15 protein-coding genes are annotated in these 13,239 nt (G+C 69.4%); 13 read left to right on the top strand and 2 right to left on the bottom strand.

Annotation, left to right across the window (positions count from 1 at the left end; genetic code table 11):
* Positions 1–88 precede the first annotated feature (88 nt).
* The 11 genes from ACYP53_RS03820 (at position 89) to ACYP53_RS03770 (ending at position 9,405) form a co-directional block, all read left to right on the top strand.
* Entirely contained in the window at positions 89–532 is a 444-nt protein-coding gene (locus tag ACYP53_RS03820) for a hypothetical protein (RefSeq protein ID WP_189915729.1), read from the top strand.
* Positions 533–817: 285 nt separating this feature from the next.
* Entirely contained in the window at positions 818–1,633 is an 816-nt protein-coding gene (gene atpB, locus ACYP53_RS03815; RefSeq protein WP_229928525.1) for a F0F1 ATP synthase subunit A, read from the top strand.
* Between the two features lie 91 nt (positions 1,634–1,724).
* Positions 1,725–1,961: an ATP synthase F0 subunit C gene (gene atpE, locus ACYP53_RS03810; protein ID WP_030235786.1), complete on the top strand. Its 237-nt coding sequence runs from the start codon at positions 1,725–1,727 to the stop codon at positions 1,959–1,961.
* A 41-nt stretch (positions 1,962–2,002) separates the two neighbouring features.
* A complete protein-coding gene (locus ACYP53_RS03805; RefSeq protein ID WP_189915731.1) occupies positions 2,003–2,560 on the top strand; it encodes a F0F1 ATP synthase subunit B in 558 nt (185 codons plus the stop codon).
* Positions 2,557–3,372: a F0F1 ATP synthase subunit delta gene (locus ACYP53_RS03800; protein ID WP_459646634.1), complete on the top strand. Its 816-nt coding sequence runs from the start codon at positions 2,557–2,559 to the stop codon at positions 3,370–3,372. Before ACYP53_RS03805 ends, ACYP53_RS03800 begins: the two co-directional genes overlap by 4 nt.
* A 160-nt stretch (positions 3,373–3,532) precedes the next feature.
* The gene (gene atpA, locus ACYP53_RS03795) at positions 3,533–5,107 is read left to right on the top strand and encodes a F0F1 ATP synthase subunit alpha (protein WP_189915733.1); all 1,575 of its coding nucleotides are present in this window, start codon (positions 3,533–3,535) and stop codon (positions 5,105–5,107) included.
* 32 nt (positions 5,108–5,139) lie between these two features.
* Entirely contained in the window at positions 5,140–6,054 is a 915-nt protein-coding gene (locus ACYP53_RS03790) for a F0F1 ATP synthase subunit gamma (protein ID WP_459646633.1), read from the top strand.
* A gap of 2 nt (positions 6,055–6,056) precedes the next feature.
* Positions 6,057–7,502 (top strand): F0F1 ATP synthase subunit beta, encoded by a 1,446-nt coding sequence (gene atpD / locus ACYP53_RS03785; RefSeq protein WP_189915735.1) that lies wholly within the window; start codon positions 6,057–6,059, stop codon positions 7,500–7,502.
* Between the two features lie 183 nt (positions 7,503–7,685).
* Positions 7,686–8,069, top strand: a complete 384-nt coding sequence (locus ACYP53_RS03780; protein WP_030282045.1) for a F0F1 ATP synthase subunit epsilon — start codon at positions 7,686–7,688, stop codon at positions 8,067–8,069.
* Between the two features lie 148 nt (positions 8,070–8,217).
* Entirely contained in the window at positions 8,218–8,718 is a 501-nt protein-coding gene (locus ACYP53_RS03775) for a DUF2550 domain-containing protein (protein ID WP_030057523.1), read from the top strand.
* A 114-nt stretch (positions 8,719–8,832) separates the two neighbouring features.
* Positions 8,833–9,405: a cob(I)yrinic acid a,c-diamide adenosyltransferase gene (locus ACYP53_RS03770; RefSeq protein ID WP_189915736.1), complete on the top strand. Its 573-nt coding sequence runs from the start codon at positions 8,833–8,835 to the stop codon at positions 9,403–9,405.
* Positions 9,406–9,425: 20 nt separating this feature from the next.
* Here ACYP53_RS03770 and ACYP53_RS03765 read toward each other — a convergent pair whose 3' ends face one another.
* Both ACYP53_RS03765 and ACYP53_RS03760 read right to left on the bottom strand, forming a co-directional pair.
* Entirely contained in the window at positions 9,426–10,322 is an 897-nt protein-coding gene (locus ACYP53_RS03765) for an IS982 family transposase (RefSeq protein WP_459646632.1), read from the bottom strand.
* A gap of 110 nt (positions 10,323–10,432) precedes the next feature.
* A complete protein-coding gene (locus ACYP53_RS03760) occupies positions 10,433–11,029 on the bottom strand; it encodes a hypothetical protein (RefSeq protein WP_459646631.1) in 597 nt (198 codons plus the stop codon).
* 156 nt (positions 11,030–11,185) lie between these two features.
* Here ACYP53_RS03760 and ACYP53_RS03755 point away from each other — a divergent pair, with 156 nt between their 5' ends.
* Both ACYP53_RS03755 and ACYP53_RS03750 read left to right on the top strand, forming a co-directional pair.
* Complete coding sequence (locus ACYP53_RS03755) at positions 11,186–12,388, top strand: sensor histidine kinase (RefSeq protein ID WP_459646630.1); 1,203 nt, start codon at positions 11,186–11,188, stop codon at positions 12,386–12,388.
* Entirely contained in the window at positions 12,385–13,035 is a 651-nt protein-coding gene (locus ACYP53_RS03750; protein WP_459646629.1) for a response regulator, read from the top strand. Before ACYP53_RS03755 ends, ACYP53_RS03750 begins: the two co-directional genes overlap by 4 nt.
* Positions 13,036–13,239: the final 204 nt, after the last annotated feature.

The raw sequence follows: 13,239 nt of genomic DNA, 5'->3' as shown, positions 1-13,239 counted from the left end.
GCCCGGCGGCGATGCCTCGGTCCGGTGTCAACCCGCCACCGCTGTGCCCGTCCCCCCGCCACATCGACATGCCGCCGGAGCTGCCGACATGCCGTCCACCGACGCCCGGATCCTCCGAGGCGCCGCGATTCCCACTGCGGTCGCCGGGATCATCGCCATGGCGATCTCCTTCGCAGTCGCCGGTGGGAAGGGGCTGCTCGGCGCCCTCTTCGGCGCACTGCTCGTCATGGCCTTCTTCAGCTTCGGCCAGATCGCGCTCGACCGGCTGACCAGGTCGAACCCGCACATCCTGATGGCCGCCGGGCTGCTGGTGTACACCACGCAGATCCTGCTGGTCGGCATCGTGCTCGCGATCTTCAAGAACACCGAGCTCTTCAACCGGCAGGCGTTCGCCTTCACCCTGCTGGGCTGCGCCCTGATCTGGACGGGCTTCCAGGTGCGCGGCGCACTCAAGGCCAAGACTTTCTACGTCGACACCGACGCCTCGGAAAAGAAGGGCGACAAGCCCTCCGACTCGGGACGTCAACAGTGACGAGGCCCGGCTGTCCCCCCTTCGAGGGGGGCGGTGTTTATGCCGCACTGACGGCCTGCTATCGTCCGTCGCAACAACGGAGTACGGGAAGAGGCCTGGTCTGTCCGCACAGCGGACCGATCGCCCCCCGGACCCGCGCAGTCTTCGATGATCCCGCAGTCGCGCAGCGCGCCGTCGCGCGGGGTCGGCGAGAAACCCATCAAGTTCCAGTGCCGCTCCGTGGCCCGAGGCCACGCCGACACACCGAGGGTGCCGTATCCATGCGTCACGACGAAGGAGTCCGTGGTGAGTGCTGAACTCACGTCGTACCTCGCCTCAGGCAGTTGCCACTTCGGGGACGCTGGTTGTGGCTTCCCGGCTCCGGGTCTGAACGAGTTCCAGTTCAAGCCGATCTTCTCGATCGGCAGCGTCGAGTTCAACAAGCCGATGCTGCTGTCGATCGTGGTCGCGCTGCTGGTGGTCGTCTTCTTCTGGGCCGCCTTCGCGAAGCCGCGCCTGGTGCCCGGCAAGCTGCAGCTGGTCGGTGAGATCGGCTACGACTTCGTCAAGCGCTCCATCGTGCTGGAGACGATCGGCAAAAAGGGCGAGAAGTACGTCCCGATGCTGGTCTCGATGTTCTTCTTCGTGTGGCTGCTGAACATCATGTCGGTCATCCCGTTCGCCCAGTTCCCCGTGACGGCGGCGATCGCGTTCCCGGCCGGCCTCGCGGCGGTCGTGTGGATCACCTACATGACGCTGACCTTCAAGAAGCACGGCTTCGTCGGCGGTCTGAAGAACCTCTGCTGGCCGTCGGGCATCCCCGGCTGGGTCATGTTCATCCTGGTGCCGATCGAGTTCTTCTCGAACATCTTCGTGCGCCCCTTCACGCTCGCGGTCCGAGCCTTCGCGAACATGTTCGCCGGCCACCTGCTGATCGTGATGTTCTCCATCGCCTCCTGGTACCTGCTCAGCCCGACCCTGGGCGCGCTCTACGGCTCGGCCTCGTTCATCGTCGCCGTCGGCCTGACCGCCTTCGAGCTGCTGGTCCAGTTCCTGCAGGCCTACATCTTCGTGATGCTGGCCAGCAGCTACATCGCCGGTGCCCTGGAAGAGGCGCACTGAGCCTGAGGCCCTGGCCTCCCATGAACCACCCCCTGTGATCGCCCGGTGGCCAATCACCACCGGTTCACCACCCCTGCAAAGGACAATCGCAATGAGCATGCTCGCTGAGGGCGTCGTCGGTTCCATCGCTTCCGTCGGTTACGGCCTCGCCGCCATCGGCCCCGGCATCGGCGTCGGTCTCATCTTCGGCAACGGCGTTCAGGCCATGGCCCGTCAGCCCGAGGCTGCCGGCCTGATCCGCTCGAACATGTTCATCGGCTTCGCGCTGACCGAGGCGCTCGCGCTCATCGGCATCGTCATGCCGTTCGTGTTCGGCACCGGCAAGTAATTCCGGCACACCGGTAGTCCCACCAGACGAAAGGTTCAGATATGAACCCCGTGGTCTTCCTCGCGGAAGAGGAGAAGATGAACCCTCTTCTCCCCGCTTGGCCCGAGGTCATCATCGGCCTGCTCTGCTTCTTCATCGTCTTCGGTCTGCTCGGCAAGAAGCTCCTCCCCAGCATCGAGAAGGTGCTGTCGGAGCGCCGGGATGCCATCGAGGGCGGCATGGAGCGCGCCGAGGCCGCTCAGGCCGAGGCCCAGGCCGTGCTTGAGCAGTACCGCGCCGAGCTTGCCGAGGCGCGTCACGAGGCCGCCCGCATTGTCGAGCAGGCTCGCGAGCAGGGCGCCGCCCAGCTCGCCGAGATGCGCGAGGAGGGCCAGCGTCAGCGCGAGGCCATCGTCGCGGCCGGTCACGCCCAGATCGAGGCCGACAAGAAGCAGGCGACTGCCGCCCTGCGCCAGGACGTGGGCTCGCTGGCCACCCAGCTGGCGTCCCGCATCGTGGGTGAGTCCCTCGAGGACCACACCCGGCAGAGCGGTGTCATCGACCGCTTCCTGGACGAGCTGGAGGCCAAGGCCGCCGTTGCTCAGGGCGCGGCCAAGTGATCGGCGCCAGCCGTGAGGCCCTCGCCGCCGGTCGGCAGAACCTCGAGAGCCTGACCGACTCCACCACGGTGGACGCGGCCAAGCTCGCCGACGAGCTCACCGCCGTCACCGCCGTGCTGGACCGCGAGGTCTCGCTGCGCCGCGTCCTGACCGACCCGTCCCGGTCGGGCCAGGACAAGGCCCAGCTGGTCACCTCGCTGCTGACCGGCCAGGTCTCCGGCGAGGCCGTCGACCTGGTCTCCGGTCTGGTCCGCTCCCGCTGGTCGGGCTCGCGTGACCTGGTGGACGCGACCGAGGAGCTCGCCGCTTACGCCGAGATCATCGCCGCGGACAAGGCCGGTGCGCTGGACGACGTCGAGGACGAGGTCTTCCGCTTCGGCCGGGTGGTGAGCGGCTCCCACGAGCTGCGCGCCGCGCTGACCGAGCCGAAGGCCGGTGCCGTCGCGAAGGCCGAGCTGATCAAGAAGCTGCTCGGCGGCCGCGCCAACGCCGGCACCGTCCGGCTGGTCACCGCCCTCGTCAACGCGCCGCGTGGCCGTAGCCTGGAGCAGGGCCTCGCGTCCTACTCGAAGCTCGCCGCCGCTCGCCGTGGCCGCGTGGTGGCCCTGGTCACCACCGCCGTGCCGCTGTCGGACACCCAGAAGGAGCGCCTGTCCGGCGCTCTGCACCGGATGTACGGCCGCCAGGTCCACCTGAACATCGACGTCGACCCCGAGGTCGTCGGCGGTGTCCGGGTGCAGATCGGTGACGAGATCATCAACGGCACCGTGTCGAGCCGCCTCGAGGGCGCTCGCCAGTCGCTCGAAGGCTGAGCAAGCACCGAAGCAGCACATCCGACCCTCGGTCGGGAAACCGGTTCCCCAAGGAGCCGGTACAACGTACGGCCGGTTCGGAAGACCCGGCCGAGAGTCGAATACTTGCGGCCCTCAATGGCGGGCCGAGGATCGCAAACTAGGAGAGCAGGGAAGCCTGATGGCGGAGCTTACGATCCGTCCGGAGGAGATCCGGGACGCGCTGGCCGACTTTGTCCAGTCGTACCAGCCGGACGCCGCTTCTGTGGAAGAGGTCGGCACGGTCACTGACGCGGCGGACGGCATCGCGCATGTCGAGGGCCTGCCCTCGGTCATGGCGAACGAGCTGCTGAAGTTCGAGGACGGCACGCTCGGCCTCGCGCTGAACCTCGACACCCGCGAGATCGGTGTCGTCATCCTCGGTGAGTTCGGCGGCATCGAAGAGGGCCAGACCGTGCGCCGCACCGGCGAGGTCCTCTCGGTTCCGGTCGGCGACGGCTACCTCGGCCGCGTCGTGGACCCGCTGGGCAACCCGATCGACGGCCTGGGCGAGATCACCGCCGAGTCCCGTCGTGCCCTGGAGCTGCAGGCCCCCGGCGTCATGGCCCGCAAGTCGGTCAAGCAGCCGCTGCAGACCGGCATCAAGGCGATCGACGCCATGACCCCGATCGGCCGTGGCCAGCGTCAGCTGATCATCGGTGACCGCCAGACCGGCAAGACCGCGGTGGCCGTCGACACGATCATCAACCAGCGCGACAACTGGCGCTCGGGCGACCCGGAGAAGCAGGTCCGCTGCATCTACGTCGCCGTGGGCCAGAAGGGCTCCACCATCGCGTCCGTCCGCGGCGCCCTGGAGGAGGCCGGCGCGCTGGAGTACACCACCATCGTGGCTGCTCCCGCCTCGGACCCGGCCGGCTTCAAGTACCTCGCCCCGTACACCGGTTCGGCCATCGGCCAGCACTGGATGTACGCCGGCAAGCACGTCCTGATCATCTTCGACGACCTGTCGAAGCAGGCCGAGGCCTACCGCTCCGTCTCCCTGCTGCTGCGCCGCCCGCCGGGCCGCGAGGCCTACCCGGGTGACGTCTTCTACCTGCACTCCCGCCTGCTGGAGCGCTGCGCCAAGCTGAACGACGAGCTCGGCGGCGGCTCGATGACCGGTCTGCCGATCATCGAGACCAAGGCCAACGACGTCTCGGCGTACATCCCGACCAACGTCATCTCCATCACCGACGGCCAGTGCTTCCTGGAGTCCGACCTGTTCAACGCCGGCATCCGCCCGGCCGTGAACGTCGGTATCTCGGTCTCCCGCGTCGGTGGCTCCGCCCAGATCAAGGCCATGCGCTCGGTCGCCGGCCGTCTGCGCCTGGACCTCGCCCAGTACCGTGAGCTGGAGGCCTTCGCCGGCTTCGGCTCCGACCTGGACGCGGCCTCCAAGGCCCAGCTGGAGCGCGGTGCGCGCATGGTCGAGCTGCTGAAGCAGGGCCAGTACCAGCCGTTCCCGGTCGAGGAGCAGGTCGTCTCCATCTGGGCCGGCACCACCGGCAAGCTGGACGACGTCCCGGTCGCCGAGATCCGCCGCTTCGAGCGCGAGTTCCTCGACTACGTCCGCCTGCAGCACAAGGACCTGCTCGCCGGCATCGTCGAGACCGGTCTGCTGGCCGACGGCACCGTCGACGCGCTGACCAGCGCGATCGAGGCCTTCAAGCAGGGGTACCAGACCGCCGACGGCAAGCTGCTCTCCGAGCAGGCCTGAGTCCGGTAGCGAGGGAAAGGACGTAACGACCCATGGGAGCACAGCTTCGGGTCTACAAGCGCCGGATCCGCTCTGTCACCGCGACGAAGAAGATCACCAAGGCGATGGAGATGATCTCCGCGGCGCGCATCGGCAAGGCGCAGCGCGCGGTGGCGGCCTCCGCTCCGTACGCCGATGAGCTCACCCGGGCGGTGACGGCGGTGGCCACCCGGTCCAACGCCAAGCACCCGCTCACCACCGAGAACCCGAACGCCAAGCGCGCGGCCGTCCTGCTGATCACGGCGGACCGCGGCCTGGCCGGCGGTTACTCGTCCAACGCCATCAAGGCCTCGCTGACGCTCACCGAGCGGCTGCGCGAGGAGGGCAAGGACGTGGTGACCTACATCGTCGGTCGGAAGGGTCTGTCGTACTACACCTTCCGCAACCTGACGGTGGGGAACTCGTGGACGGGCTTCTCGGACAAGCCGACCTACGGTGACGCGAAGATGGTCGGGGCCGAGCTGATCGAGGCCTTCACGGCCGAGACCGGCGGCGTGGACGAACTCCACGTGGTCTCGACCGAGTTCGTGTCGATGCTGACGCAGGACGCGGTGGCGGCCCGGCTGCTGCCGCTGAAGCTGGACGAGGTCCAGCTCAGCGACCAGACGCCGGCCAAGTCGGAGATCTTCCCGCTGTACGACTTCGAGCCGTCGGCGGAGGGCGTCCTGGACGCGCTGCTGCCGCGGTACGTCGAGAGCAGGATCTACAACGCGCTGCTGCAGTCGGCCGCTTCCGAGCACGCCGCCCGCCGCCGCGCGATGAAGAGCGCGACGGACAACGCCGGCGAGCTCATCAAGTCGCTCACGCGGCTTGCCAACTCGGCCCGTCAGGCCGAGATCACCCAGGAAATCAGCGAGATCGTCGGTGGCGCCAACGCGCTCGCTGACGCGAGCCGCGGGAGCGAATGAGAATGACCACCACTGTTGAGCCGACCACGGCGACGGGCCGCGTCGCGCGGGTCATCGGCCCGGTCGTCGACGTGGAGTTCCCCGTCGACGCGATCCCCAACATGTTCAACGCCCTGCACGTCGAGGTGGACAACCCCGACGGCACGGGTACGAAGGTGCTGACCCTCGAGGTCGCCCAGCACCTCGGCGACGGCCTGATCCGCGGCATCTCGATGCAGCCGACCGACGGTCTGGTCCGTGGCGCCCAGGTGACCGACACCGGTGCGGCCATCTCCGTGCCGGTCGGCCAGATCACCAAGGGCAAGGTCTTCAACGCCCTCGGTGAGGTGCTGAACGTCGACAAGGCCGAGTTCGAGGCCCAGGTCGAGGTCAAGTGGCCGATCCACCGCAAGGCCCCGAACTTCTCCGAGCTCGAGTCGAAGACCGAGATGTTCGAGACCGGCATCAAGGTCATCGACCTGCTCACCCCGTACGTCCAGGGTGGCAAGATCGGTCTGTTCGGTGGTGCCGGTGTCGGCAAGACCGTTCTGATCCAGGAGATGATCTACCGCGTCGCCGAGAACTTCGGTGGTGTGTCGGTGTTCGCCGGTGTCGGTGAGCGCACCCGTGAGGGCAACGACCTCATCGACGAGATGGTCGACTCGGGCGTTCTGGACAAGACCGCGCTGGTCTTCGGCCAGATGGACGAGCCGCCGGGCACCCGTCTGCGCGTCGCGCTCTCCGCGCTGACCATGGCGGAGTACTTCCGTGACGTCGAGAAGCAGGACGTGCTCCTCTTCATCGACAACATCTTCCGGTTCACCCAGGCCGGTTCCGAGGTGTCGACCCTGCTCGGCCGCATGCCCTCCGCGGTGGGCTACCAGCCGAACCTGGCCGACGAGATGGGCCTCCTGCAGGAGCGCATCACCTCGACCCGCGGTCACTCGATCACCTCGATGCAGGCGATCTACGTCCCCGCGGACGACCTGACCGACCCGGCGCCGGCCACCACCTTCGCCCACCTGGACGCGACGACCGTTCTGTCGCGCCCGATCTCGGAGAAGGGCATCTACCCGGCCGTCGACCCGCTGGACTCCACGTCCCGCATCCTCGACCCGCGGTACATCGCGCAGACCCACTACGACACGGCCGTCCGTATCAAGGGGATCCTGCAGAAGTACAAGGACCTCCAGGACATCATCGCCATCCTCGGTATGGACGAGCTGTCCGAAGAGGACAAGATCACGGTCCACCGTGCCCGTCGCATCGAGCGCTTCCTCTCGCAGAACACCTACGTGGCGAAGCAGTTCACCGGTGTCGAGGGCTCGACCGTGCCGCTGTCGGAGACCATCGAGGCCTTCAACTCGATCGCGGACGGCAAGTACGACTCCGTCCCGGAGCAGGCCTTCTTCATGTGCGGTGGCATCGAGGACCTCGAGAAGAACGCCGCCGAGCTGGCGAAGAAGTAATCGCGGCCGGTAGCAGCTGATGACCGTGAGGGGTGGCCCCCGAGCCTGGGGACCACCCCTCGCGTCGCATCGGCTGTGATTCCGGTCAAATCCGTGCCGCCGGTTTCATGCCGGGGGCGCGGGGCCGTTATTCTTACCGAAACTCCCGAGTAATCGGGGGTTGCATGAGCCTAGGAGCCCACGTTGGCTGAGCTGCACGTCGAGCTGGTCGCAGCCGACCGCAAGGTGTGGTCCGGTGCGGCCACCATCGTCGTCGCCCGTACGGCCTCCGGTGACACCGGCATCATGCCGGGCCACACCCCGGTGCTGAGCGTGCTGGAGACCGGTCCGGTCACCATCCGCACGGTGGACGGCGGGACTGTCATCGCCGCGGTGCACGGCGGCTTCATCTCCTTCGCCGACAACAAGCTGTCTCTGCTCGCGGAGATCGCCGAGCTGGCGGACGAGATCGACGTCGCGCGTGCCGAGCGCGCACTGGAGCAGGCCAAGTCGGACCTGGACGCGCACGCCGAGCGTCGCGCCGAGGTCCGTCTGTTCGCGGCGCGCGGCCTCAAGGCCCACGCCTGAGTGTGCCGGACCCCGGCTTAGCGGGGTCGACCGACGGTCCCGGGGACGCGCGAGCGTGACCCCGGGACTGTCGTCGTAGTTGGTAGGTCAGCGCGGTCGCTTGATACGACCGCTACGGGGAACGCGGGTAGCGAGGAGGTAGGTGAGCATGGTCCTCGCGCTTGTGGTGTGTGCGGCGGTCGTGGCGCTGGGTGTGATCGGCCTGATGGCCTTCGCCGTCCGGCGCCGCTTGATCCAGCGGGTCGGCGGCACGTTCGACTGCAGTTACCGGCTCAAAATGCCCGCCGACGCCTCGACGCAGCCCGACCTCGACGAGAACGGCAAACCCACCTCCGCCCCGGTCCCCCCGACCGACGGCAAGGGGTGGGTTTTTGGTATCGGCCGGTACAGCGGCGACTCCATCGAGTGGTTCCGGGTCTTCTCGTACGCCCCGCGCCCGCGCAAGGTGCTGCCGCGGCGGGAGATCGAGGTGCTCGGCCGGCGCTACCCGGAGGGCCAGGAGGAGCTGGCGCTGCTCTCCGGCTCGGTGGTGCTGCGCTGCCTGCACAACGGGGCGCCGCTGGAGCTGGCGATGAGCGAGGACGCGCTGACCGGCTTCCTCGCCTGGCTGGAGGCGGCCCCGCCCGGGCAGAGAGTCAATGTCGCGTAGCGACGGGACTCTCGGATGGGGGTACCCCCGGCCGGAGGCTGGGGGAGGGTCAATGTCGCGTAGGAGCGGCTTGCGGGGTTAACGCGGCTTAACCTGCCGGGCTAGGGTGGCCGCATGGTCAATCTGACGCGCATCTACACCCGTACCGGCGACGACGGCACCACCGCGCTCGGCGACATGAGCCGGACCACCAAGACCGACCCGCGGCTGATCGCGTACGCCGACGCCAACGAGGCGAACGCGGCGATCGGGGTGGCGCTCGCGGTCGGGCAGCTGCCCGAGGACGTGGCGGCGGTGCTGGTCCGGGTCCAGAACGACCTGTTCGACGTCGGCGCCGACCTGTCCACCCCGGTGGTCGAGGACCCGAAGTACCCGCCGCTGCGGGTGCTGCAGTCCTACGTCGACCGGCTGGAGGGGGACTGCGACCACTACCTGGAGCAGGTGGAGAAGCTGCGCAGCTTCATCCTGCCCGGCGGCACGGCCGGCGCCGCCCACCTGCACCTGGCCTGCACCGTGGTGCGGCGGGCCGAGCGCTCCACCTGGGCGGCGATCGCGGAGCACGGCGACACGGTCAACCCGCTGACCGCGAAGTACCTCAACCGGCTCTCCGACCTGCTGTTCATCCTGGCCCGGGTGGCCAACAAGGAGCGCGGTGACGTGCTCTGGGTGCCGGGCGAGAACCGCTAGACGAGTAGTTCCGAAGTCGGTCAGTGGTCGTAGGCGATCAGTGAGCGGGTGACGGGTCGGCCGGTGGTGCGGTTGTGCCAGATCGCGCAGGTCAGCGCCAGCAGCCGCTGGCCGACTCGTGTGCCGACGCCTTCGATGGTGCGGCCGCCGTGCTGTTCGAGGCCGAGCTGGCCCTTGAGGGTGTCGTTGACGGACTCGATCAGCTGGCGGACGGACTTCAGCAGGCCCTCACCCGGGCGTGGGGCCCGGTTGCGGTAGGAGGGCCGCAGCAGCCCGATGCCGTACTGGTCGAGACAGCGGTCGAGTTCGGCGGAGACGTAGCCCTTGTCGGCGAGGATCAGCAGGCCGGGCCGCTCGCGTGCGAGATGGGGTTCGGTCTCGACGAGCGCGGCCAGGACCTCGCGCTCGTCGACCTTGGGACTGGCCAGGGCCCAGGTGACGGGCAGCCCGACCGGGGTGCAGACCAGGTGCAGCTTCAGGCCCCAGAACCAGCGCGAGTGGGAGCGGCTGTAGCCGTAGCCGGCCCAGCCCGCGAGTTCCGAGCGGCGGACGGTGTCGCGGGAACGGCCGCACTCGACCGGCGTCGAGTCCGTGATCCAGACCGGGTCGGCCCACAGGTCGGTCGCCTTCGCCAGGTCGCGGATGGCCTGCTGGAGCAGTGGCCGGGCGGCCCTCAGACGCTTGTTGTAGGCCGGGCGTTGGGGCAGGCCCGGGAACATGTCGCGCAGGTGAGCGTGGGCGAAGCGGATCCAGCGGGCCTCGGAGTGGAAGCCGAGCAGGACCTGGGCCACGGCCAGGCAGACCAGCTCGGAGTCCGTCAGCCGCGGCGGGCGGCCCAACCACCGTGTTCGGGGCAGGTGATCATCGATCTGCACGTAGAGTGCCGTCAGGAGGGTGTCCAGCTCTTCGGTCGTCACAACCCGATGCTGGACACCCTCCCTGCATGTCCGGAGCAGATCCGGCAAATCCAGCCGACTTCGGAACTACTCGTCTAGGGCCCGTCTTCGGGCGCCTGCGGGGACTGGCGCTAGGCCTGCCGGGCCGGGGTCTTCTCCTCCTCCACCACGCGGCCGTCCACCACCACCACGCCCGCCGGGGCCTCCCTGGGCCACCGCGAGTAGCAGGCGGCCACGACCACGTTGACCACGGCGGCGATGCCCAGCCGCCAGTACCACTGCGCGAAGGTGCCGTAGTGGGCGGAGCCCGCGGAGAGCGGGACGAGCAGGGTGATCAGGGTGAGCGTGATCGCCGCCGAGACGACGGTCCGGCCGGCGACCTGCCACTCGTACCTGGTCCGCTCCGGGCCGTACTTCGGCGAGGGCAGCGGCTTGGGGCCGCCGGCGAAGCGGTGCAGGAAGTGCCGGTCGGCCCAGCGGACCAGCGAGGGCCCGTACCCGACCGAGAAGCCGGCGTAGCTCGCGGCCAGCGCGTGCGTCCAGCTCGCCTCGGCGCCGCCGCGCAGGTCGAGCACGGTGAGCGCGTACAGGGCGAGGTCGACGGCCGGGAGGCCGAGCAGCAGCACGGTGCTGGTGCGGCGCCACCGCAGCAGGTAGCGGGCGGAGAGGGCCAGGCCGAGCACGATCCACCAGGAGATCTCGGCCGCGACGATGAGGGTGACGATCACGTTCTGCTCCAGGGCGTTCGGCGGTGCCTCCAGCCTCGTGCGCGGGCGCGCCGCTGTCGTCGTCGCGGGGTGCCGTCCGGGCCTGCACCTTTCGATGTAGCGGGCTCCTCCGCGGACCGGAGCCGGGCGGCCCGCCGGGGATGGTGAGATGGGGGTGTGCTCGTTCCGTCCCTCCCCCCGCGCCGGCTCGACCAGCTGATCGCCCTCTGCGGGCTGCTCGGCGGGACGGTGCTGATCGTCTTCCGGGTGTACGACAACGCCGACCGCCTCCCGCTGTGGGCCGTCGTCCTGCCGATGCTGGTGATGGCCGCGCTGGAGCTGTGCCGGCGGACCAGACCGGTGCTCGCGGTCTCGGTGGGCGGTCTGGCCTTCGCGGCCAGCCTGTTCACCGGCAGCCTGCTGGCGACGCTGATCATGTACACCGATCTGCTGTACGCGGCGGTGATCTACGGCAGCCGCCGGATGTCGCGGGTGCTGCACCTGACCGGCGGGTCGACCGTGCTGGTGCTCTCCAGCCTGGCCTGGTACGCCGGCGGCACCCCGGCCGGGCTGCTGATCGCGGTGATCAGCGCGCTGGTCTTCCTGGCGCCGGTGTGGACCGGCGACGTGGTGCGCAAGCACCGGCAGGAGGCGGAGACCGAGCGGCTGCGGGCCGAGCAGACCGCGCTGCTCTCGGAGATGGACCGGCGCGAGGCGGTCGGCGCCGAACGGGCCCGGATGGCACGGGAGTTGCACGACGTGGTGGCCAACCACCTGTCGGCGATCGCGATCCACGCCACCGGCGCCCAGTCGGTGGCCAAGCGCCGGAGCATGCCGGCGGACGACCCGCTGGTCGAGGTGCTGGCGGTGATCCGGGAGAACAGCGTCCAGGGATTGGCCGAAATGCGTCGCATGATCGGACTGCTGCGCGACAGCGGTGGGGGAGAGGTCGACGAGTCGTACGCCGCGCCCGACCTGGCCGCGGTGGACGCCCTGCTGGCCAAGGCCCGGGCGGCCGGCCAGGACGTCGGGCTGGACTTCGAACTGGCCGAGCACGGCGAGCGCGGGGAGGTACCGGTGCCGGTCGGGCTGGCCGCGTACCGGATCGTCCAGGAGTCGCTGACCAACGCGCTCAAGCACTCCGGGCCCGGACTGGTCCGGCTGCGGCTGGAGTTCGGGCCGCAGGACGTGCGGATCGCGGTCGACAGTCCGTACCGCGGCGAGCCGGGCCGCGGACTGCCCGGCGCCCGGGCCGGACTGGTGGGCATGGCGGAACGGGCCGGACTGCTCGGCGGCAGCTTCGAGGCCGGGCCGAACGACGGGTACTGGAGCGTGCGCGCGGTGCTGCCGCGCGCGCAGGGGAGCGAGGGACGGGCATGACGATCCGGGTGCTGGTGGCGGAGGACCAGGCGGCGGTACGGGCGGCGCTGGTGATGATCCTGCGCGCCGAACCGGAGTTCGAGGTGGTCGGGCAGGCCGCCGACGGCGAGGAGGCGGTCCGGCTGGCGCTGGAGCTGCGGCCGGACGTGGTGCTGATGGACGTGCAGATGCCCCGGCTGGACGGCGTCTCGGCGACCCGCGAGGTGGTCGCGGCCGGGGCCGCCCAGGTGCTCGTGCTGACCACCTTCGACCTGGACGAGTACGTCTACGGCGCGCTGCGGGCCGGCGCGGCCGGGTTCCTCCTCAAGGACCTGGAGGCGGACACCCTGGTCGAGGGCATCCGGACGGTGGCGCGCGGGGACGGCATGCTGGCGCCCTCGGTGACCAGGCGGCTGATCGGCAGCTTCGCCCGTCCGGGGCGGCCGGTCGGGTCGGAGGCCAGGGAGGCGGTGGCCGGGCTGACCGTCCGGGAACGGGAGGTGCTGGCCTGCGTCGGGGCGGGGCTGTCCAACGGGGAGATCGCGGCCCGGCTGGAGATGGCCGAGGCCACCACCAAGACGCACGTCAGCCGGATCCTGGCGAAGCTGCGGATGCGCAGCCGGGTGCAGGCGGCGATCCTCGCGCAGGACCTCGGTCTGACCATCTGACCGTCCGACCATGTGAACCGGCGGACCATGTGAACCGGCGGACCATGTGAACCCGCTGACCGTCTGACCGGCTGTTCGAGCGGTTGACCAGGTCGGTTGCAGATCACACTCCCGATTGCTACTGCACGGAGCATTCGGGCATTAGAGTCCCCGAATTGAGCGATGCGGCTCGGAGGGCGGCGATCCCTGCCCTGAGCCGCCTTC

It is taken from the genome of Kitasatospora sp. Ki12, from assembly GCF_054601375.1.
Note: the sequence above shows the minus strand (reverse complement) of the source record. Positions and strands in the feature narration are given on the sequence as shown.